A 21,438-nucleotide genomic window follows, 5' to 3' on the forward strand; every position below is an offset into this window, starting at 1 on the left:
GTTCTCGGGCCTGGTGATGTCACAGCTGAGCTGGCGGTGGCTGTTCATCATCATCTTGCCCCTGTCGGTCCTCGGCCTCCTCATCGGGGCGATCAAGATGCCGAACCTCACCACACCTCGACGCGTCAGCTTCGACGCCCTGTCGCTCGCGCTCTCCGTGGTCGGGTTCGGTGCCCTGGTCTACGGCCTGGCCAGTGCTGGCGAGGGCGGCGGGCACAACTCGGCAGCGACCTGGGTCGCGCTCCCGCTGGGTGTGCTCGGCATTGCCGCCTTCGTGTGGCGCCAGCTCCGGCTCCAACGCCGTGGGGCCGCCGTTCTCGACATGCGGATCTTCACTCACGCCTCCTTCGCCCGGCCCGTCATCGTGTTCGTGTTCCTCGTCATGGGCGCCTTCAGCCTTGTCACCGTCCTCCCCCTCATGCTCCAGCAATCCCTCGGGCTCGGCTCGCTCGAGACAGGGCTGCTCATGGTGCCCGGCGGCGCGACCATCGGCATCGTCTCCGTCCTGGTCGGGCGGTACTACGACCGCCTCGGCGCCCGCGGCCTCGCGATCCCCGGGATCGCCGTCCTCACGGCGGGGTGGTGGTTCATGACGACCTTCACGGAGGACACCTCCGTGTGGGTGATCCTGGCCACCTTCGTCATCATCTCCGCCGGACAGGCTTTCGCCTGGGTCGCGATCTTCACCATGTCGCTCGGCTCGCTCCCGAGCCACCTCACCGGACACGGCAGCGCCGCGCTCAACACCATCCAACAGCTCGGCGGTGCTGCCGGCCTCGCCGCACTCATCGGAGTCCTCAGCGCGACCGCCGGCGGCACCGACCCCGCCGACATCGCCGTCGGCGCCCGCGCCGCGTTCACCGTTGGCGCCGTCCTAGCCGTCATCGCCCTCGTGCTCGCCCTGTTCCTCCCCCGGCACAAAGAAGTCACTGAATGAACAGAAGCGCAGCGACGTGATCGCCACACCGGCGTAACCCGGAACTCCATGAAGCCAGCTCCGGCACGAACGACCCGGTACCCCGGCGCTGATTACGACCTCGGCCGAAACTTCGGTCTGAAACCACTCTCTCGAAACTCCGGTTTCGATACGGGACACCTTCGAGGTGGCCACTGCGGCATCAGCGCCAAGCGCTCCCGCAAACAATCGTTTCTGGCTGAACACGCACCCTAGAAAGGGCGCCCCTTACTGAGACGATCGCCGAACCAACCTATGTGAGACGCGCGGGGCGTACGACTGACCGGCAGGTACCTCATGCCCTGTGAGGGATCGTCTACTGCAACGACCCGAAGCGGTAAGTTCGCCGCATGGACGTAGCGAGCGCAAAGGTGCTCGGGTCGATCGCCCTCTTCTTCGGGGTCGTCTTCATCTCGACGTCGATCGTGCGTCTCACGCGTTCCGACGTCGACCTGCTGCTGGTGCTGCTCAATACCGCGCTGGGAGTCCTGTGGTTCGGAGCTGGGATCTGGTTGTGGCGTTTCGGACTCCGCAAGTCAAAGGACGACCGGTAGCGGATGGCTTGCCGGACGGCTCCGGTGCTTCGATGGGCGTTAGAAGGCGGGACGGGACTCGTACACCGACATGAGCATGGCCGCGGTGAGGCGAGCTGAGCGGGCTGGCTGCGCGGAGCGCTGCACGGCGGACTCGACCCGGGCGCCCTCGATCAGCAGCGACAAGCCCTGCGCGACGTGCGTGGGCATGCCACCTCGCTCGCAGACGAGCGTGAGGTGGCGTTCGACATCGAGGAAGTGCTCGCGGGCCAAGGCTGCGACGTCGGGGTCTTGCCGGCCGAGTTCGGCGTGGCCGTTGATGAACGCGCAGCCGCGCCAGCCTTCGTCCTCGAAGCACTCCTCGAGGTATCCGAAGATCCCGAGAACCTCGTCACGTGGGTCGTCCGACACGGTGGTGATGTGGTCGAGCGCGCGTCGCCATGCCCCGTGCCACCGCTGCAGAACCGCGACGACCAGCGCCTGCTTCGTCGGGTAGGCATCCAGCAGCTCGGCGAGGGGCAGCCCTGCGCGTTCGGCGACCTGCTCGAGGGTAACCGGGATGACGCCATGCTCGGTGAAGAGCGCGTCCGCGGCGCCGGACGCGGCGCGTTGCGCGGTCGTCTCGCGGCTGCTGGGGGTGAGGGTGAGAAGCGTCATAGACCTGGTGGTGTCGGTGTTGAGGCTACCGGTCGGGGTGGTGACCGGGGTGCCGGGTGAGCGCTGCCAGGGTCAGGCGGCGACGAAGAAGTCCGCGTAGGACGGTTCTGCGGTGTTCAGGCTGTTGTTGGTGTAGCGGTGCCCGAGGCGTTCGGTGACGAGCTGGTCGATCTCGTTCGGGGCGGTCATGCCGCGGCGGTGCCACTCGGTCGGGTTGAGGCGGAGCTCGGCGAGGATGTGGCGGTTACTCATGGATGCGGTCCTGTTCGGCGAGGAGCGTGGTCATGTCGATCGGCTGGGTCATCACGTCGTCGTACGTGAGCGTTGCGGCACTCATGCGGAGAGGGTAAGGACGATCGCGGCGGACGCGGCGACGGTGACGGAAAGGATCCCAGTGCTGACCGCGGCGACCTGGAGCATGTGCTGCCGACGGGCATCACGGACCTCGCTGAACGGGCTGCGGTGCGAGGACAGGGCGCGGCGCAGAAACACGGCGTCGTGTGCGGTGCGGGGTGCGACCTGGAAGTCCGTGGCGGTGATCGTGGTCATGGTGTCGTCCTCGTCTGCTGGCGCCGGAGCGGCGCCAGGCGATGATCCGACCGTAGAAGGCGCACGCACCGGGCTGCGAGCCGGACTGGCGGTTGTGTCGATTCCCGGATGTGGAAGCGTCGGCTGCGTGTCATCGGGCGGACAAGCGGGCTACGAGCGTCACTGGAAACGGTGCGGAGCGGCGGAGAAACGACGCCGCGCACTGATCGTGACGTTCCGTGGATACTGACCCGAATACAGGCAGGTGGTCGGGCATGCTGCTGCCGATCCCATGAACGACTCCCGGCCGACCCGAGTGCAGGAAGAAACGCAGAGCACCGACCTCGATGTCGCTCGCGACTTCCTCGCTGAGGCGTACGCAGGACAGCAGTGGAGCGCCGACCAGACCCGGCAGCCATTCTCGTTCCGCTACACGGCCGTCGGCGACGAGGCGATGACGCTCCGAACGATCCGGTTCGATGGGCACCTCGACGGTGTCATGACGCCGTCCGACGACTTCGTGGTCCAATGGACGAACAAGGGCCGCGGCACCATCACCACCGACAGCGCCGCGATCGAGATGGCGCACGGCCGGCCGCAACTCTGGCCCCAGGAAGGTGCCGCGTTCTCGTACGACGACTACGACCAACGCCTCGTGCAGATCGACCGAACCGCGCTCGAAACCGTCGCCGGTGAACGAGGCATCGAAGCCGGGAACCTGCAGCTGGACCACACGATTCGTCCCGACGACCGGGCACTGCAGGTGTGGCGCAGCAGCGTGCAGCTGATCTCCCACACCGTCATGGACCGACACTCCTCTCCACTGCTGCAGGCCGAAATGGGCAGGCTCGGCGCCCTCGCGCTGCTGGAGCTGTACCCGGTGGCGTCCGCAGCGCTGCCGGACGAGCTGCTGCTGCCCAAGAACAGCCATATCCGCCTCGCGGTCGAGTACATCCACGAACACGCACACCTGCCGATCACCAGCGACGACGTCGCCCAGGTCGCGAACCTCAGCCTGCGGGCGCTGCAGCACGCGTTCCGACGGCTATTCGCGGTCAGCCCGAACGCCTACATCCGGCGAGTGCGGCTCGACCGGGTCCGCGACGCCCTTCTCGCCGGAGACCCGGCCACCACCAACATCGGCGACGTCGCGAAGCACTGGGGCTTCGCGCACGCCGGCCGATTTTCCGCCGCCTACGCCGAACAGCACGGGGAATACCCGCGCGACACCCTCCGCCGCGCCTGACAGAACGACGCACGATGAACGACCACACCCCGAACGACGAAACCAACACGGAAGCGGAAACGATCGTCCGTTCCCGACTCGTCACCCGCACCCGCGATACCGCGGTCGCGCGGCATGCGATCCTGCACACCTTCCACGTCCGCGGCCTCGACGTCACCGGCAGCGCCGACTTCTCCTTCGAGGAGACCCTCACCGGCACCCCGCTCCTGACGTTGGAGTCCACGAGCTCCACCGGCACGATCCGCGGCGAGATCGACTCGACATCCGCGGTGATCATCGTGTGGCTGAAGGCAGGCCGCGCGGTCGTCGCCGGTCAGCAGCTTCCCATCGGCCGGCCGGTGCTCTACGACGGCCAGCAGCAGGTGCAGTGGGACCGGTTCCAGAAGGACGTCATGCGCATCGACCAGGGAATCGTCGAGACCGTCGCCGCCGAACGCGGCGGGTGGGAGCCCGGACCGTTGGAGTTCAAACCGAACCACGTCCCCGACGGCGCGCCCCTCGCCGCATGGTGGCTGATGGTCCGCACCATCGCGTCCGAGATCCTCAGCACCACCGGGGAGGTCTCCCTCGACCGGGAACGAAACCTCGCTGCGATGGCCGCCGAGGGACTGCTCACGGCGATCCCGCACTGGCCCGTCGGACGTCGATCCGAGCAGCCTCCCGAGTCGAACGTCGGCAAAGCCGAAGCGTTCATGCTCGACAGCATCGCCACCCCGATCACGGTGGACGACATCGCCGCAGCCGCCGGGATGAGCGTCCGCGGCCTGCAGAGCGCCTTCCAACGTGCGCACCAGACGAGTCCGTTGGGCTACCTCCGTGCCGTCCGCCTCCTGATGGCACGGCAACAACTCGAATCCGGCGCAGCAACCTCCGTCTCCGACGTCGCCCGCGCCGTCGGCATCGTCCACCTCGGCCGATTCGCCGGCGCCTACCGCGAAGCGTTCGGAGAACTGCCCGGCGAGACGCTGCGTGCCGCGAATGACACGAACTCCTGACCGGTTGTGGTGCGAGGGCGTCCGGTGCTCCGTCGGGTACTGAACGGACGCCCTCGCGCTACGACGCCGTCGGGTTCGACACGAACGGTCAGCCAGCCCGAGAACAGGGATTCGGGCTCTCGCGGCTAGGGTCCGCGGAGCAGCCCGGCCAACATTACGCAGCACAACGCGCGACCTCACAGGACGAAAATCTACGGACCACCCCGTGTTGCATCGTGTCCGATAGCCGGTCGGTGACCGGCCGCTCGTTAGGTCCCGGCTTTGATAGCGGGCGGCCGCAGGGCGACCTTCTGGCCGCATCCCCTGCACTCCATGACCACGCGGCCCTGACCGTCGCGCAGGTCCAGTTGCTTGAACGGTCGGCGCTCAACACAGGTCGGGCAGTTGCCCCAAGATGCGTAGTCGCCGGCCACGTTCCCGAGCGTAGGTACGAGCAGCGTTCGGCGCACGGTTGGTTCTTCACCGCCACCGGCTGTCTCGATAGCCGATCGGCTATCGGACCGTGGGCGGCACCACTTGCGGGACGCAGGATCAGGCGGTGAGGGCGATCTGGGTCGCGCGGGCGATGACGTCGAGCGGGTCAGCGGCGCCGGTGACAAAGATCGTTATCACCGTCGACCAGTGGACGCCGCCGAGTACCGCTACTGCTCCTGCGGTCGATCCGTTCACGAGAACGGTCCCCGCGGTGGTCCATCCATCCGGCACCGATGCGCGGAAGGATCTGGCAATCTCACGGCCGGCTTCTGAGAGGAGCACTTCTCGGTACGTGCTGTTCGCGCGCTCGTCGAGGAGATCACCCAGGAGCGCAGCGTTGATATCGCTGCAGGCCTGCCGGGCAGTCGTCGTGCGCGTGGTTGTCACGCGGTCGTTCAGAGCAGCGAGAGCAGCGGCAACGCTGCTGTCACCACCGAGTCGGCGGATCTGTGCGTCGACACCAGAGCGATCCTGCGCGACCGGCGGCACCGTCCCACTCGGGTCATTGCGGGTAGCGATCGCGGGAAGGATCGCTGCGAGAAGAGCGTCCGCGGGCATCTCGCTTTCGCTCTCGTAGGTCGAGACTGCGCCAGTCGCGCCACTCATCACGCAGGTGCTGACGGTTGCCTGCTCGGCCTGCTCCAACGCCGCCAACGCGCTCTCCATGGTCGTCGTCGGTCGGGCGCTCGACGACGGCGCTGCAAGGACCGGTGCTTCGTCAGTTGACGCAGCTGCACTCGGTTCTGCCGTCTTGCTCGGTGCAACCGCGACGGTGGTCGACGCCTGGGCGCAACCGCTCAAGATCAGGCCCGACACCGCGACGGCAAGCACCTGACTAATCACACGACGCAGGGACCCACGCGTGCAGACAGTCATTTGAGTCACCGTATCGTTGGCGGCTTCTCGATGGGCAGGACCTCTCCGTCATCGAGGAGCGCGTCCCGCCGGGTGGTCAGGAGGAGTGGCATGCCCACGTCAACGCTCGCCAGTTCTTCTACGTCCTGCACGGGACCGCGGTGATGCGGACCGATCACGGCGACGTGAAGCTCGAGGCTGGAACAGGCATGGAAGTTGCCCCTGGTGTTGGGCACCAGTTCACGAACCCCGGTTCCGAGGACGTCCGATTCCTCGTGGTCAGCACGCTCAACTCGCGTGGAGACCGCGCCTGACCCAGCCTACGGTCGCGTTTCGGTAGCCGATCGCGTTGGTGCTGGCGGCTGAGGAGGGACGCGAGCCAGTTCCCGCGGTGTGGTTCAGGACGGATGAAGGAGCGTCCGGGCTGATTCCGGTTTCCGAGCGCACTCCCATGACCTCGATGACGAGCAGCCGTCCCGATTCATCGGGACAGTGACCGCCTTGGGTCCAGACGCCGCTCCGCCGACTTGAGTGCTGTCCGCTAACCGATCGACTACGGGTCAGTTGTACGCGGTGAGCTCGATACCGTGAGCGGCCCCTTCGGTCGGCAGGAGGCCGCCGAGGAGCATGCAGTGTTTTCGGCAGTTGGTCGATGCTGGAGGCGATTGCGGGCTGTTTCAGGAGGCGGTCTTGGCCGGTTGGGTCACCGGTATCTGGGTGCTGCGGTCGACGACGCCCGCGGCGACCACCGAGATGGGTGCCCGGGTCGAGCGGGCGTGCTGACGAAGGAGCCGGAACGCGGCGTCCATGTCGAGCTGGTGGGTGTGCGCGAGTACGCCCTTCGCTTGCTCGATCACCACGCGACTGTTGAGCGCTCGTTGGAGCTGGTCTCGGATGACCGCGCTGTCCCGGATCGCACGCTCCTGGAGGACACTGATCGTGGCCACGTCGGAGAGGGCTTGCGCTGCGACAGCGTCTTCCTCGTTGAGGGCACCTTCGTGGTCGCGGAACAAGTTCAGGGACCCGATCGTCTCCCCTCGGAGGCGGAGCGGGATGGCGTGCACGGACAGGTAGTCCGTCGCGGCGACTTCCGCCGCGAATTCGGGCCACCGGTTGCGCATCTCTGCCATGTCGACGACGGACACCACCTGTCCGGAGCTGACCGCCTCCACACAGGGACCCTCGGCGGCGCGGATCTGCATCAGCCCGACGAGCCGGCTTTCCTCACTGGTGGACACGATCACCTCGAGGTGCTCCGCGTCGGGGCCGAGGATGATGCCGGACGCGGACGCGTCGAACAGCTCGGTCGCCTGATCGACCAGGTTCTGCAGCAGGTCGATGACGTCGTAGTCGGCGACCATGGAGTCCGCGAGTGTCACGAACGTCTGAACGAGGAGCGTTTCTCGTGTGGTGGACATGGTTCCTCAGTTCCCTTGATCGGTGCTGCTGGTGAAATCGAGTGTTCGGGCGATGACGTCGGCAGCGACGTCCCGGACGGGTCGATTGGTAGCGAATGCGTGGCCTTGGAGCACGACAAGAGCGTCATCTGCGGAGATGCCCATCTGCGCCAAGACCATGCCCGTCGCCTGGTACACCTCTCGTCGCGAGTAGGCACCCTCCCAGGGGGAATCATCCTCTCCGACGTGCTCGGCCGCGATGGTTGATCGGCGCACCACCTGTCGCGCCAGGATCATGGACAGCGCCGTCACCTCACGAACCTGCTGATTCGACAGAGCACGCACAGTGTCGGAGTACAAGGCGAGCGCTCCGACGTCGAGGCCAGCAGCGACGAGGGGGAATGCGAACACGGCCGCCACGCCTTCATCGCGGAGGGCCTGCCACGCCAAGGGCCACGACGCATTCGAACCCTGGGCCAGGTCAGGTGCAAGAACCGGCTCGTGGTCCGCGATCGCTTGCCAAGAAGGCCCCTCGCCGAGGTCCATCTGCATCTCACAGAGCCGAACGACCTCTGGTCCGGATGCGGACACCGTTTCGGAGCCGAACGGTCTCCCCAGAGTCGACACCGCAGCGCCCGAGACACCCAACATGCCGAGGAACGGACCCGTCAGGTCTGCGTCTGGAGCTGTTGCGTGCGACAGCGCCCAACAAGCGCCCGTGAACGTCGTGAACGAACTCATCAAGCCTCCAGACCAGCTTCCATCCAGCAACGATCGTTGCGGAGTGCTGGGTCTGGGCACCTACCGTTCGCTCAGCCTACGACAACCCGGTCCGTCAACCGGAACAGAGCCCTCCAGTGTCCGATAGCCGGTCGGCTACCGAGACGGTTCGCGCTCGATGTCGGGCCCGCGGAACCTCTGGCAACAGTGCGTCTCAGATAGGTCGTCCGAAATAGGTTCCGGTGACGGTGCCCTATGCGAGACTCCAAGCATGGAAACCGGATGGACACTCGGCTACGCCCGCGTCTCGACCGACGGCCAGGACCTCACCGCGCAAACCGACGCCCTGGTGGCGCTCGGCGTACCGGCGGAACGCGTGTTCACCGACAAGGGCATGACGGGAACGAAGCGCGATCGCCCGGGCCTGAAATCAGCGCTGGCGGCCTGCCGTCCAGGAGACACACTCGTCGTGACAAAGCTTGACCGGCTCGCACGATCGCTGAGGGACGCGACCGACATCGCCGACGAGCTGACCCGACGTGGCGTCCGCCTGAACCTCGGCGGGTCGGTGTACGACCCGACCGACCCCGTGGGCCGGCTGTTGTTCAACGTGCTCGGCATGGTCGCTGAGTTCGAATCTGACCTGATCCGGGCCCGGACCCGAGAGGGCATGGCCACCGCGAAGGTCCGCGGCAAGCTCAAGGGTCGAAAGCCGAAGCTCTCCCCCGCGCAGGAACGTCACCTCGTCGCGCTGCACCGCGCCGGCGACCACTCGATCGCTGAGCTCGTCGAGTTGTTCGGCATCGGCCGGGCAACTGTGTACCGAGCGCTCGACCGGCACCCGGTCGCCGAGGCTCCCGACCTCACGCTCCCCCGCGTCGAGGCTTAATCGATGAGCGCAGTTACGCCAGCGGCCTACTGTGCCCGGCTACTCAAACGCACTCGAGAAGACGTCGCCGCGGCCATTGTCGAAGCCGTGGAGCGTCGCGACGAAGGCGAGGACTCGTCCGGCCGTGGCCGGCTCATCCACTGGGTCGCCGGCATCGACGACCCAGATACCGCGGGATTCTTCCGGCTCATGGCCGACGAGTCGCTGGAAGACGCCACACGTCTCCTGACCGCGATCGACGAGCACGCGCATGCGATGCAGCTCGTCATGGAAGCCGGCGTGGCGTCGACGTCGCTCGTGACACTCCAGCGCGCGCTAATCGAGGCCGTTCTGACGCTTTGCTACGTCCATGATGCCGACGCCGCCCCGGCGCGCACCATGCTCCGAATCCTCGCCCGGCAGCTCGATGCCTTCGAAGGGTCAGAACGCAACTCCGCGGCATTCCCACGTTCGATCATCGGTCACCGTGCCGCCGAGATTCACGAGGGCGTCGAAGGCTTCCGCGCCATGCTCGTGAGGTACGGCGTCGAGCTCACGCCGCTCCACAAGGGGTCCACACCGTCGCTCGCTTACGACGGCCACCGCGAGAACGTCATGTTCAACGCCACCGACGCCGCCAAGCGCTACCTCAAAGCCGACGCGCACCACTGGAACATGGGAAGCGGCGGCACTCACTCAAAGGCGTGGTTCCTACCGAGCGTGTTGGACGGACTCACGGACGAGAAGCTGTCGAGCGAAGTGGAGCGGTTCGGCGCGCCAACGTTCGCGGTGCTCGCGTCGGCACGGGTACTGCTGGTGGCGGTCGCCGCGCACAGCGGGGTGTCCACAACACCTGCGCGCGAAGCGGTGTTCATGCGGGAGAAAGCGTTGATGGCCTTTGTGCAAGGCGACGACCTCAGCCCCCTATCCCTGACCGAGTTCGAGTCGCGACCGGCTGACTGGAAGCCGGATACACAAGACCTCTCGGCATTCCAGCGGCGACGGCCGGGTTGAAGGACGAACGCAACTCCGACAGCCGCAGTGCAGCGAAATCCAACAGCTCATAGGCGACCGAGGCGCCGCCACACTCTAGCTTTGAAGTTAGAAGTTAGAAGTTTGAGGCTTCAAACTCACTTGGGCAGCGCGTCGTCGTTGATACCCAGCGAAGCGCGCAGCTCGGCCTCGGTGGTGCCCTGCAGTCGCTCGCCGTTCACGATCAGAAGATCGATGGCGACGCGGATCAACGTGTTGTCGGTCAGCCGCTCCCCTGCTCGCCCGCGGAGCGCATTGAGCTCCTTGCGCTTGGCCTCAATCCAGTCGAGTTGATCGCGGCGCTGGCGCGTGGGCTTCGGCTCGAACGTGAGCCACTTTGGCACGTCCGAATCGGGCGTCGAGGACGCCGTCGTCGACTGCGCCGCTGGCTTCGTGGGCGCCTTCGTATCCGGCACCGGAACGGTCTCTACCTGCTTGCCGATGATGCCGGCGAGGTTCGCACGCGCCATGACTACTTCCCTTCGTTGGCCCAAATCGTGGTCAGCTCGAGGGCGGCTGACATGAAGTCATCGACGGCGAGGCTGGTGTTACGTGTCGACGCGTAGTTGCTGACGACCTCGCCGGTGCCCTGAGCGTCGGAGTGCGCGATGTACTCACGGATCCATGTGTTGAGGTGCGGGATCCCAGCGGAGTCGAGCGCCTTCAGCGTCTCGTCCTTCCGCGAGTAGGACGCCTCGTTGCGACCAACACGGCTGATGACGGCTCGGTAGGGAATGCTCCGCGGTTCTACGAGCGACTTGATCGTACGGAGCAGCGGGCGGATGCTCGCTGGCTGCGGTTCAAGCGGCAGGACTGCGAAGTCGGTTGAGTCGAGGACGATACCGATTCGTTCGGCCGCTGACGGCTCAAGATTGCCAGGCGTGTCCACGAAGATCGTGTCCCAGCTGTCCGCGGCTCGGAGCTGACGGAGTACCTCAGGGTCGTTCTCATCCGTGAAGTCAAAGGGCAGCGAGATCCCCTGCTCATCGGCGGTCTCGGCCCAGTCGGTGAGCGTGCGCTGCGAGGGGTCGAGATCGACGACAAGCACTCGAGAGTGCTTGGCCGCGACGGCCGCGAGGTTCATGACGACGGTGCTCTTCCCGACGCCGCCCTTCTGGTTGAGCACGGTGACGATACGCATCTGGTCCTCCAACTCGCAGTTGCAAGTTCGTAGTTGAGAGTTCTGAACTCCGAGCAACAAGTTAGCAGTTCAAACCTGGTAACTACCAACTCGTAGTTCGAAATTTTGAAGTACGCCTAGCATAGGTTAATACCTGTAAGTTTTCAACTACGAAGTAGTAGTTAGCAACTTGCAACTACTCCTAAGCGGCTAGCTCAAGATCACGAAGCTCCTGCAACGCCCCACCACGCACGAACCTCATCGCAGCTTGATGGTCGGCACGGCCGTCGCTCGAGCACGGGTACGCCGGATACGCCTCGGGACCGCCGTGGTCGTCGACGAATCGGAACATGACGACCTGGGTGGTGGGGGTACGGTCGCGGCCGCGTCGGCCGGCTTTGCGGATGAGGTGGTTCTGCCACCACGCCCAAAGGTCCCGTTCATCGGCGTACTGCTGTTCTCGGCGCCGGAGGATCCCGTCGACGCCGAGCTGCTTGGCCACGTGGGTTCGGAAGTCCTGGAGTCGTCGGCGCCAGCCGGTGGGTGTGGCGATCGCGAGTGTCCAGCGGCGCATGCGTGTGAGGGCTGCTCGTGCGCGACCACGGGGGAGTCCTGCCCGGTCAGCGACGACCTCGGGTGCGTGCTCGTCGGTGGTCAGGCTCTCGTAGACACGGCGAGCAGTGGGCCCCAACCCTGCGCGGGTGAAGACGTCGTGCCGTCCGGCATCGAGTCGGTCTTCCAGAGCTTCCAGAACGGTGACTCTCACGTCGAAGAGCTCGGCCGGGGGGCGGGCGGTCACATCGTGAAGTGGCCCGACGTGTACGGAAGGTGTGGAGAACCGGTCTGTTAGTCGCCAGACGGCGGCGTTGGGGCCGTCGGCCTGGCGCCGGCGGGTGATCCATCCGGCAGCGTGGAGGCGGCGGAGTGAGCGGTCGACGGTGCTCGAGGGGATCCCGGTGGCGATCGCCACGGACCGGAGTGCAGCGCCGACGTCGCGAGAGCCGGAGCGCAAGGAGACCCAGGCGAGGTAGGTCAGGACGGTGCTGTCGTGCAGGTCCGCCTCAGTGCGGGTCCAGCGGCCGGGGGAGGCGGTGAACGCCTGCAGCATGGCCTCGACGACGTCGACGATGCCGGTCAGCTGGATGAGGTCGCGTTGTTGACGTTCCTCGGGCGCGTACCGGTACAACACGGCCCGCTCCTGCGCCTTCGCCCACTGCCGCTCGAGGCGCGCGGCAGCCTCGGCCGCGGTACGGGGCTCCCGGCCGCCTGCAGGGCGGTTCCGGGTCCGGTAGTGCTCCATTCCGGGTGCGGTCTTCGCGGCGTGCTGAACGTCGGCGAGGGTCCACCCGGACACCGCGGCCGCGAGCAGGCACAGGTAGCCGGTGCGGGACGGGTCGCGGCCGCCAGCGACCGTGGCCATGTGCGCCTCGCCCCACGCAGGCAGGGACCGGTGCACCCGGTGGTGGGCGTCGACGGGACCGGTGGGGGAGGAGTCCGCGGGATCCACGGCCGGGCGGAGCGCACGGAACGCAGCCGTGACCCGGAGCAGGTCGCTGGCGGTGACGGTCGGGGTGCGGAGCACGTCGACGTCGTCGGCGCCGGCCATCACCTCGGACGCGCCACCTCGTGCGTGCGGGGTCAGCGGTGGACGGACGGCGCCCGTGCGGTCGTTGCAGAGCAGCCCGTGGTCAAGAGACGGCAGGACAGCGCGTGCGGCGCCGGCGAGCTGCACCATCGTGGCCTTGTCGACGCCTGCAAGGGGCACCCAGACGTGGAACCCGCCTGTGGGGCTCGAGCGGCACACCACGTGCGGCACCTGCGCGTCGCGGAGGATCCGCACCAGCACGCCGAGATCCTCAGCCGCCTGGTCGAAGTCCTCCGGAGTCTTCGCGTCAAGGTCGAACGCGGCGAACCAGAACCGGCCGTCAAGGTCGGTGAGATCGATCGTCCACGGCGTCGACGGGGAAGTGTGCCCTGCAGTCGGGAACTTCGACGGGTAGCTGTTCGACCGAATCGTCCCGTCCGCCTCCGCGATCATGCGGTTCACGTACCGACGAGGCGCGATCGAGCGCGTGAGATCCCAGGCGCTATCCGGTGAGGACACGCGGGCAGATTGATCTGTACCGGGCGCAGCAACGTGCGTTATGATGGCGACACCTCCTCCTCTCGGGGTGGCGGTACGACGAAGGCTCCCGGCTCCAACCGGGCTTCTTCTATCGGAAGCTCACGACCTGATCTGTTTGGCGACGTAGCAGGCAGTGAGAAACATGACTTGGGGCCTAGCCCCGAACCCCCGCCTCTGGCGGGGGTTTTGTCGTTAAGCGGCTGGGATCGGCAACTCCACTCGGTTAAGCCGACGGGGGTCCTCGACGAGCGGCATCGCGCCGTTTTCGGCGACGAGCGAGCGCGCTAGCGCGTCAAGGTAGTAGGCGACTGAGACGCCGCTCTCTTCAGCGGCGTCCTTGAACGCCTGGCGGGTCTCAGGAAGCACACGGCCCTGCAGAAGGACCGTAGGGGCGTTCTGCGCTCGACTAGCGCGTCGTCCAAAGTCGCTCATAGTCACACCTTGGCGGGAACATGCATGCGCGCGGTCGCCTGAGACGGCGTGTCGCGAGACTGCATGGATGTTCCTTCTCCTTGCGGGGTAGACGACTTGAGCGACTGGCGAGCACGACTCCATGGTGCTGAATGTTGCAGCCTGTCCGAAGCGCTAAGTACCACCAAGGTACCCTATTTGTGCACCGTAGATGCCGTGGATAGAGCCGCGTTCTGGGAGAGGAAGCGGGCGATCGAGCCGTGGAACAGCTGAGGCTCGCGGTTAAGTTCCATGCCGTGCGGGCAGGGCGCGATCTCCATGAGGGTGGCTGCCGCGCCAGGCGTGGCCGCGAATCGCCTGGAGACCTCGAGGGGGACGTCGCGGTCGCCGGAGCTGTGGATGAGGAGGATCGGCAGCTCATCTGGTGGTGTGGGACGCATCCAGCGCATGGGGATGGCTTTTCGGAGGCCGGCGAAGCGGGCGAGACCCGGGATCGTGAGCGTGAGGGCGCCCAGCGATCCGAGGAACCCCGGGAAGCCTGCCTTGGATGCGCCGGCGCGCAGGGCCGCGAACCAGTCGAGGGCTGGGCAGACCAGGATCATGGCGTCGATTCGGTTGCGGAGGGTGGAGCGCGCGGCCGCGTGGAGAGCGATTGTCGCGCCCATCGACCATCCGACGAGCACGAGACGCTCGGCTCCGTGGTCTACGGCGTAACACATCGCCGCGTCCAAGTCGTGCCACTCGTCTGTGCCGAACGTCGCGGGCAGGCCGCGGCCGTCTTCGACGTCGCCGCGGTATCCGATGACGAGGGAGCTCATGCCTGCAGAGAGGGTGTCGGGTACAGCGCGGAGGATGGCTTGCCGGCCCGAGTGGATCCCGTGCACGTGGATGGCCCAGGTGGTGGCGCCGTCGACGGGGAAGTACCACGCCTTCCGGGTGTCGCCGTCGGTGGTGATCGCAACCTCCTCAAAGGAGGACGACACGGCTGCTGGTGTGTCGAGGAGGTATCCGCTCCAGACGAGCGTGTCCTTCACTGCCGGGACGATCGCGGGGTCGCCCAGGATGGTCCGGCGGACGTGACGGCCGTCGTCGTCGAGCACGTCGCCGACGAGGATGCTGTGCTGGCCGTCGTGGAAGTACACGCGGTACTCACCAGGGCAGCGTGTCTGCTCATCCGAGGGGACGGTGATGCTGGCGGAGTCGACGGCGACGACGGCGACGGTTCGCTTCGGGCGTGGGTGAATCGCCTTCTTCGCGACCACAACGCCCGCGGCGGTCGCGGCCGCGATGGCCGTCAGGGTGGCTGCCCCTGCTACTACACCGATAGCGCCCATGCGGTGACTCCCTTCGCGAGCCGTTCGTCAACGCGTTGTAAGTAGCGCTGCTCTTGTTCTGTGACCTCGAGGCGGCCGGCGACGATCTTGTCGCGGAGCTCGATGTACCGCTGCGCGGCCACAACTTCAGCGCTGCCTCGGAGGCGCAACGACAGCCTGCCGTCGCTCTGGTCGCGGGCGGACATGACGAGCAGGCGGAGCGAGATCAACCGCCACCCGAGGACAGTGATGAGCCGGCGCAGGGTCCGCCATCCGTGTGCGACACCAATGGCGACGATGCCGGGGTAGAAGAGGCTGTTGAACACGACGAGCATCGCCCGCGAGAAGGGGGTTTGCTGTCCGTCAATGAACACTCTGGTGACGTCGACGAGCTCGGCGATGATCGCGAGCACCACGAGCGCAAAGCCGATGATGAACAGGATGTTCACACCGCGGGGCTGGGGCAGAAGCACGCCGATGGAGTCAGCGGCGAACCAGCCCATCGCGACCATGTAGATGACGATGTGGACCCACGCTGCCGGGTATTGCAGGTGCTCGTGGATGTAGGTCGTCGGTTCCCCCTTGTGATCGGGGATCGCGCTGAAGGTGACCGTCTCCGCGATGAGCACGGCGATCAGGATGGGCAGGCGCGATCGGGATTCCGAGCCAGCGTGAGCGCGTGTGGCGTCCCGCAGGAACCAGAACGCTGCAGTTGCCGCGAGTACCTGAATCAGATCGATCGCGTTGACGTCACCCAAGAGCGCATCGATGTGCTCGACGGGCCAGACGACGCCCACCGTGGCAATCCCGACGACGGCCAGCGCTGCAGCGAGGAACGCCGGACGTCGCGCTGCGTTACCGATCGCATTGACGCGGAGGAGCAGGAGTCCAACGGCAGCCCAGAACGCAGCTGGGATCACGCGAAGGCTTCCTCGCTTGCAGACAGCGTGGACTTCTGGAGGCGTTCGAGCAGCAGCATCGCTCCACGCTCCGCCACGAGCTCCTCGACGTCGACAGCGCCCGCGTCATCGAACGAGGTCCGCACGGGAACGCGTGCGCGCGCCGCGGTGATCTCCGCGGTCACGCCGGCATAGCCCCGCTCCATCACTTCGACGGGCACGTGGCACCCTCCGTGTCCGGCGGCAATATGCATGAACTCATGCAGGATTACGAACAGCTGGTAGAGGCGGGGATCGTCCGGGTGGAAGTACACCCGTCCGGCGTCCGCAGTGTCGAGGTACAAGCCCGTCACGCTCGCGGGGTGGTCACGCGGAGGGAGTGAGTTCAGCGGGTCGATGATGAGCGGCTTACCGAGCCAGGTGGCCACGGCCGTTCGCAGCGTCTCAAAGGTGAGCGGGTCAGCGGGCAGGGACAGCCTGGCGATGGCGTCCTCAGCAAGCTGGGTGGTGAGTCGTTGCGTTCGGATCTTCTTCATTCAGTACCTCCCCGCTCGTTCGGCGCCGCGGCGCGGATCGCTTCGGCAATCGCCAGGAGCTCGGCCGGCGATGCTGCGTTGACCGAGCGCGCGGCGATCCCCACACCAGTCTCTGCCAAGGCAATCTCCACTTCCAGCCGCGCGTCGACGAGATCGACGACACCGGGGAGTGCGACCCGCAGCAGGTATTCCGAGGGCACATCGAAGAAGTCCGCGATCGCCCGGAGGTCGTCACTGGTCACGTCGGTGGGCTCGCCGGCGAGGAGATGTTCCCAGTCGGCGCCAGCCAGGAGCCGTCCGCGCTTCGCCAGCGCAGCGCGCACCGCACGGTCAACCGGGGGAGCAGGGGTGCGAGCGACGTGGAGGGCGACAAGCTTCCGCAGCCGGTAGCCGAGCAGTGCGGGCTCCAGGCGCTCGTCCCGGGGAGCGTGCAGCCGCTCCATCTCGGTGATGGCCGGCTCCAAGAGCTCGCCCACTGAGACGCCGAGCGCTTCCGCGATCGTCTGCACGTCGTTCGTGTTGAACGAGGTCTCGCCGCGGGTGCGCTTGTAGTAGTAGCCGCGGCTGAATCCAGCCTGCGCGATCAGAGCTGGCGTCGTGATCCCGCGCTGGATCCGCAGGTCATCGACCGCATCGACGAACGCCCTCGAGAACTCGTTCGGTTCGCCGCTGCCCTGTCTGCCCACGCGATGACCCTATTGGCGTACTGAGGGAACTCTAGAAGCCTCAAAAAGAGCACGCAGCAACACGCACGGCTCTAAATAGGGCATACTGAGACGGAAGTTCTACCCCCGGAGGAGGGGCGGGCCGACGAGATGGGGCAGCAAGCGCCGAGAGGGGATCGCGATGGTTCAGCACACGGGCTCCCGACGGCGAAAGCAGTTTGCTGCTCCGAACGTGGCCGCGGACTGTCTTCGTGCTTCGTGGGGGCAGGGATGACGCGCGAGCGCCTGACGGGTCCCCAGCTCCAGCAAGTGACGGAGGCGACTCGTGCGTACCGCCGGGCACGGGCGATCCGGGATGAGGCGATCGCCGAGGCAGCGGTGATCCACGGCGGGGATGACACGGCGTTCTACGCCGGACTGAGCCCGACGCGGGTCCGACAGATCGTTCGGGAGCTACGTCGACAGGGATGGACGTCGACCGGGGGATCCGAGAGCGAGGCGCCGCGATGACCGGGGCGATGACAGCAGACCGTCAGCGCCGCCACGACCCTCGCGGCGTGGCAGCACCGCACCTGAACCGCGGGCGTCCGGTAACGCTGCTGCGTTGGCGGCACACGGCTGATGGCTGGGTGTACGACACGCGTGTTGGTGTGTACCTCGGGTCGACCCCGGAGGTCCTGCGACTTGAGGTTGACGGGGACGAGCAGTCCTTCAATCGGGACCAGTGGATGGTGGTGTCCCGGTGAGCGAGCAGGGCGGCGGAGCCGGTGGCATCGTTGCCGTCGGCCTGGCCCTGGTGCTCCTGCTGCCCGTTGGGGTCGTGACGCTCCTCGGTGGCGGCGATGACTGCACCGTCTCGAGCAGCAGCGTCGCCCAGACGGTTGCGAAGGGATCGATCCCGGAGAAGCCGATCGAGGGCTACGGCAAGGAGCAGCTGACGAACGCGGCCGCGATCATGAACGCCGCGACGGCGCTGCACCTCGACAGCAAGGCGCAGCTGGTCGGCGTCATGACGGCGATGGGCGAGTCGGGGCTCCGGGTGCTGGACCGCGGCGACGCGGCAGGCCCGGACAGCCGTGGCCTGTTCCAGCAGCGCGCCAACGGGGCGTGGGGGTCCTACGAGGACCGCATGAACCCGAAGACCAGCGCGACGAACTTCTTCAAGAAGCTGCAGACCATCCCCGGATGGGAGCAGATGACGCCCTCCCGCGCCGCGAACAAGGTGCAGATCAACTCCGATCCCGACTACTACACGAAGTACGTCGCGGCCGCGACGAAGGTCGTCAACGCTCTCGCCGGCGTCGAGGTGGCCACGACCACCGCCGCGTGCGTCAAGGACGCTGCAGGCAACTACGCCCCAGCGAACGGCACCAAGCCGGGCAAGTGGGGCGGGTACGACAACGGCAAGATCCCGCAGAGCCAGCTGCAGATCATCCCGTGGACCAAGGACCAGTCCTGGATCGGGTCGATGTACCTGCGACCGGACGCCGCGCAGGCCCTGATCAAGATGAGCGCCGCGTTCAAGGATGAGTTCGGCTACGAGCTGCCCCTGAACGACGCCTACCGCAGCTTCGCGCGGCAGGAGGAGGCCAAACAGCAGTACGGCGGCAACGCAGCGACCCCGGGAACGTCCAACCACGGGTGGGCGCTCGCGGTCGACTTCGGCACGCAGTCACACCACACGATCGCCTACGACGACGCCACCTACGCCTGGCTGAAGAAGCACGCCGGCACCTACGGATGGGTCCACCCGGCATGGGCAGAACCCGGCGGGGTCGGCCCGCACGAGGCATGGCACTGGGAGTTCCAGGGAGTGAAGAACGCATGAGCGACCAGAGCATCGAACCCGACATGTTCGACCCGACCACAGTGCCCCCGTTCCCCGTCATCACGCTCCACCGTGATGAGGAGAACCGCATCGTGGTCAACGGCCGCGCTGTCGGCGTAGAGCCGGGCGAGAACTGGCACGCAGCCGGCGTCGAAGCAGTCGCGAAGCTCGCCGCAGACGATGGGCTGCCCGCAGTCCGAGTGCGCGCGATCGACACCCCGGAAGAGGGCTCAGACGTCGGCGAGGAACACCGACTCATCGTCACGGCCGACGGGCACGCCTACCCGGTTGATGAGGAGGTCGAAGCCCCCGAGAAGCGCCACCTGCTGACCCGGAAGACGCTCACGGCTGCCATAGCCGGCGGAGCCGTCGTGGCGATCGCCCTCGCGGGAGCACTGACCTTCAAGTTGACCCACCAGCCGGAGCCCGTGGCCACGCCCTGGTCCGCGCCGCGTCAGGGGGCGAACATCCCGGTGCCGGTCCCCGAGGGATACGCGCAGTCGGCGGCGTGGGCGCGGCTCGTCGACGACCGGAGTGCGGCCGTGGCCACGGGACCGCACGAGGTCGTCGTGACCGCCGCCGGCGGGAAGAACCTCCTCGGCATCGACACTCGCACCGGTCGCACCGTCTGGCGCGGCAAGGGCACCCCCTCGGGGTCAGCGGACCTCCACCCCACGACAATCGACGGCAGCACTGTGCTCGCCACCTCGAGCAGCACGGCCGTCACCGCCTGGATCCTCAACGGTCCCGCCGGCACCGCCGCGAAAGCACAAGAGGTCGCGCTGCCGACCGGATCTGACGTCACATTCGACGGGTCGACACCGCTGATCGACCTCGGCGACCAGACCGCAGCGACGATCACCGCGAAGGGGAAGCTGCACCAGGTCGACGTGCCCGTGGGCGCGACGCCCGTGCTCGCGACGAACACCGCGGTGATCGCGTCCGACGGCGACGCATGGTGGCGCATCGATCGGGACAACACCCGGACGAAGAAGGAGCTCCCGCGGCCGCCGCGTGCAAAGGGCGCGGCGTCGCAGGTGTACGGGATCGATGACGCGCACCTGCTCGCAGTCTGGAAGGCGGACCGTTCCGGCGGGAACGGCCGCGTCGCCGTCATCGACCTGCAGCGCAACCGAGTGGTCGGCGCAGCTCCCATCGACCCGTCCGCTGTGCCGTCCTCGGCCGACGTGCTGCACACCGTCAGCGGCCGCACGGTCGCCGTCGGCGACGTCGTCGTGCAGCTGTTCGACGACCGCGTGCACGTTGCGGCCACGGACGACTTCACACCCGACGTCGTCAGCGACACCGCCGTGTACGGCACCGCGCAGTCGGCACCCGTCGCGGCCGCCCTGACCAGCAAGGACACCCTGCGCGGCGAGCCGTTCCCCGGCGCACTCACCGGCACCGGCACAACGAGCGGGACACCGGTCCTGCCTGCAGTCGTGAACGCCGACGGCGCCTTCGTCGTCGCGACGAAGGTCACCGCCACCTACCTCTACAAGGCCCCGAACACTGGAGCGTCCGAATGAGAACCCTTCCCGACCCCCGGGTCACGATCAGCACCACCGGCAGCGGGTCGGTGACCATCGACGGCACCGAGAGTGCCCTGCAGGCGGCAACACCTGGCGCCGCACGCGACGCCGCGATCCTCGCTCTCCTGGGCCAGTCACGCCGCGTCGGGCGCCCGGTGCTTGCTGGTGTCCTCGACCCGGCGATGGACCCGCCAGTTGAGGCGTGGGGGGAGCTGAGCATCCTCGTCGACCCGGACGGCACCGTCCGCGTCGGAGAGCACGGCGCCGCTCCCCAGGTCCCTGCCGAGCCGTGGCTTGGCAGCGACGAGCCGATCGAGGCCGACCAGGTCGCCGACGAACCGATGGCACCAGCCGTCGACGACAGCGCGTGGTCGACCGTGCTACGGACGCCGGCGCCGCCGCGGCAGGTGGTGCTGCTCGAGGTGGATGGCAGCGAACCGGTCGTCGTCACCGGAACGGCGATCTGCGGCCGCCACCCCCTCCGAGCGTCACTGGAGGACTCCGCGGCGCTGCAGGTACTCGAGGACCCGAGCCTGTCGCTGTCGAAGACACACCTGCGGATCGAGTGGGTCGGGTCGGAACCGACCGTCACGGACCTGCACTCCGGTAACGGCACCACCCTCACCCGGCCGGGGATCTCCAGCGCCGTGCTCCGGCCCGGGATGCCAACAGACATCGCGGACGGCGACGTCCTGACCGTGTGCGACTGGTCCGCAACGGTCCGGCTGCCCCGCTGACCAACCGAATCG

23 protein-coding genes are annotated in these 21,438 nt (G+C 67.1%); 10 read left to right on the plus strand and 13 right to left on the minus strand.

Features of this window, described 5'->3' with window-relative positions:
- Positions 1 to 16: 16 nt before the first annotated feature.
- Together I8920_RS16240 and I8920_RS15695 are read left to right on the plus strand one after the other, a co-directional pair.
- Positions 17 to 937 carry an MFS transporter gene (locus tag I8920_RS16240; RefSeq protein WP_232832917.1) on the plus strand — a complete coding sequence of 307 codons (921 nt, stop codon included), beginning with the start codon at positions 17 to 19 and terminating at the stop codon, positions 935 to 937.
- 368 nt (positions 938 to 1,305) lie between these two features.
- Complete coding sequence (locus I8920_RS15695) at positions 1,306 to 1,509, plus strand: hypothetical protein (protein WP_198658849.1); 204 nt, start codon at positions 1,306 to 1,308, stop codon at positions 1,507 to 1,509.
- A gap of 39 nt (positions 1,510 to 1,548) precedes the next feature.
- On the opposite strand, the gene I8920_RS15700 is transcribed toward I8920_RS15695, so the two are convergent.
- From I8920_RS15700 to I8920_RS15710, 3 genes are all read right to left on the minus strand, one after another.
- A complete protein-coding gene (locus I8920_RS15700; protein WP_198658850.1) occupies positions 1,549 to 2,145 on the minus strand; it encodes a TetR/AcrR family transcriptional regulator in 597 nt (198 codons plus the stop codon).
- 72 nt (positions 2,146 to 2,217) lie between these two features.
- Positions 2,218 to 2,397 (minus strand): hypothetical protein, encoded by a 180-nt coding sequence (locus I8920_RS15705; protein WP_198658851.1) that lies wholly within the window; start codon positions 2,395 to 2,397, stop codon positions 2,218 to 2,220.
- 81 nt (positions 2,398 to 2,478) lie between these two features.
- On the minus strand, positions 2,479 to 2,694 hold the full coding sequence (locus tag I8920_RS15710; protein WP_198658852.1) for a hypothetical protein: 216 nt from the start codon (positions 2,692 to 2,694) through the stop codon (positions 2,479 to 2,481).
- A gap of 271 nt (positions 2,695 to 2,965) precedes the next feature.
- Between I8920_RS15710 and I8920_RS15715 the strand changes: the two genes are divergently transcribed.
- Positions 2,966 to 3,919, plus strand: a complete 954-nt coding sequence (locus tag I8920_RS15715; protein ID WP_198658853.1) for a helix-turn-helix transcriptional regulator — start codon at positions 2,966 to 2,968, stop codon at positions 3,917 to 3,919.
- 14 nt (positions 3,920 to 3,933) lie between these two features.
- A complete protein-coding gene (locus tag I8920_RS15720) occupies positions 3,934 to 4,914 on the plus strand; it encodes a helix-turn-helix transcriptional regulator (RefSeq protein ID WP_198658854.1) in 981 nt (326 codons plus the stop codon).
- A gap of 531 nt (positions 4,915 to 5,445) precedes the next feature.
- On the opposite strand, the gene I8920_RS15725 is transcribed toward I8920_RS15720, so the two are convergent.
- On the minus strand, positions 5,446 to 6,264 hold the full coding sequence (locus I8920_RS15725; protein WP_198658855.1) for a hypothetical protein: 819 nt from the start codon (positions 6,262 to 6,264) through the stop codon (positions 5,446 to 5,448).
- 50 nt (positions 6,265 to 6,314) lie between these two features.
- Between I8920_RS15725 and I8920_RS15730 the strand changes: the two genes are divergently transcribed.
- Entirely contained in the window at positions 6,315 to 6,557 is a 243-nt protein-coding gene (locus I8920_RS15730) for a cupin domain-containing protein (protein ID WP_198658885.1), read from the plus strand.
- A gap of 363 nt (positions 6,558 to 6,920) precedes the next feature.
- Here the strand turns inward: I8920_RS15730 and I8920_RS15735 are convergent, their stop codons facing one another.
- Positions 6,921 to 7,661 carry a GAF and ANTAR domain-containing protein gene (locus I8920_RS15735; RefSeq protein ID WP_198658856.1) on the minus strand — a complete coding sequence of 247 codons (741 nt, stop codon included), beginning with the start codon at positions 7,659 to 7,661 and terminating at the stop codon, positions 6,921 to 6,923.
- A gap of 6 nt (positions 7,662 to 7,667) precedes the next feature.
- Positions 7,668 to 8,381 (minus strand): GAF and ANTAR domain-containing protein, encoded by a 714-nt coding sequence (locus I8920_RS15740; RefSeq protein WP_198658857.1) that lies wholly within the window; start codon positions 8,379 to 8,381, stop codon positions 7,668 to 7,670.
- Between the two features lie 250 nt (positions 8,382 to 8,631).
- Here I8920_RS15740 and I8920_RS15745 point away from each other — a divergent pair, with 250 nt between their 5' ends.
- Both I8920_RS15745 and I8920_RS15750 read left to right on the plus strand, forming a co-directional pair.
- The gene (locus I8920_RS15745) at positions 8,632 to 9,249 is read left to right on the plus strand and encodes a recombinase family protein (protein ID WP_198658858.1); all 618 of its coding nucleotides are present in this window, start codon (positions 8,632 to 8,634) and stop codon (positions 9,247 to 9,249) included.
- A gap of 3 nt (positions 9,250 to 9,252) precedes the next feature.
- Entirely contained in the window at positions 9,253 to 10,242 is a 990-nt protein-coding gene (locus I8920_RS15750) for a hypothetical protein (protein WP_198658859.1), read from the plus strand.
- Between the two features lie 116 nt (positions 10,243 to 10,358).
- Here the strand turns inward: I8920_RS15750 and I8920_RS15755 are convergent, their stop codons facing one another.
- From I8920_RS15755 to I8920_RS15785, 7 genes are all read right to left on the minus strand, one after another.
- Complete coding sequence (locus I8920_RS15755) at positions 10,359 to 10,730, minus strand: hypothetical protein (protein WP_232832919.1); 372 nt, start codon at positions 10,728 to 10,730, stop codon at positions 10,359 to 10,361.
- A gap of 2 nt (positions 10,731 to 10,732) precedes the next feature.
- Positions 10,733 to 11,401, minus strand: coding sequence for a ParA family protein (locus I8920_RS15760; protein ID WP_198658860.1), 669 nt, complete (start codon positions 11,399 to 11,401; stop codon positions 10,733 to 10,735).
- 181 nt (positions 11,402 to 11,582) lie between these two features.
- Positions 11,583 to 13,418 carry a hypothetical protein gene (locus I8920_RS15765; protein WP_198658861.1) on the minus strand — a complete coding sequence of 612 codons (1,836 nt, stop codon included), beginning with the start codon at positions 13,416 to 13,418 and terminating at the stop codon, positions 11,583 to 11,585.
- A 692-nt stretch (positions 13,419 to 14,110) separates the two neighbouring features.
- Complete coding sequence (locus I8920_RS15770; protein WP_198658862.1) at positions 14,111 to 15,250, minus strand: alpha/beta hydrolase; 1,140 nt, start codon at positions 15,248 to 15,250, stop codon at positions 14,111 to 14,113.
- Positions 15,232 to 16,149: a hypothetical protein gene (locus I8920_RS15775; RefSeq protein WP_198658863.1), complete on the minus strand. Its 918-nt coding sequence runs from the start codon at positions 16,147 to 16,149 to the stop codon at positions 15,232 to 15,234. Before I8920_RS15775 ends, I8920_RS15770 begins: the two co-directional genes overlap by 19 nt.
- Complete coding sequence (locus I8920_RS15780) at positions 16,146 to 16,664, minus strand: hypothetical protein (protein ID WP_198658864.1); 519 nt, start codon at positions 16,662 to 16,664, stop codon at positions 16,146 to 16,148. Before I8920_RS15780 ends, I8920_RS15775 begins: the two co-directional genes overlap by 4 nt.
- A complete protein-coding gene (locus I8920_RS15785; RefSeq protein ID WP_198658865.1) occupies positions 16,661 to 17,350 on the minus strand; it encodes a helix-turn-helix domain-containing protein in 690 nt (229 codons plus the stop codon). Before I8920_RS15785 ends, I8920_RS15780 begins: the two co-directional genes overlap by 4 nt.
- Before the next feature lie 721 nt (positions 17,351 to 18,071).
- Here I8920_RS15785 and I8920_RS15790 point away from each other — a divergent pair.
- The 3 genes from I8920_RS15790 to I8920_RS15800 are packed head-to-tail and all read left to right on the plus strand — an operon-like array spanning position 18,072 to position 21,426.
- Positions 18,072 to 19,157, plus strand: coding sequence for a M15 family metallopeptidase (locus I8920_RS15790; RefSeq protein WP_198658866.1), 1,086 nt, complete (start codon positions 18,072 to 18,074; stop codon positions 19,155 to 19,157).
- Complete coding sequence (locus I8920_RS15795; RefSeq protein WP_198658867.1) at positions 19,154 to 20,686, plus strand: hypothetical protein; 1,533 nt, start codon at positions 19,154 to 19,156, stop codon at positions 20,684 to 20,686. The genes I8920_RS15790 and I8920_RS15795 overlap by 4 nt, the downstream gene beginning before the upstream one ends.
- Entirely contained in the window at positions 20,683 to 21,426 is a 744-nt protein-coding gene (locus I8920_RS15800) for an FHA domain-containing protein (protein WP_198658868.1), read from the plus strand. The genes I8920_RS15795 and I8920_RS15800 overlap by 4 nt, the downstream gene beginning before the upstream one ends.
- The last annotated feature ends 12 nt before the right edge of the window (positions 21,427 to 21,438 follow it).

Source organism: Curtobacterium sp. YC1 (genome assembly GCF_016267665.1).
GTDB lineage: Bacteria > Actinomycetota > Actinomycetes > Actinomycetales > Microbacteriaceae > Curtobacterium.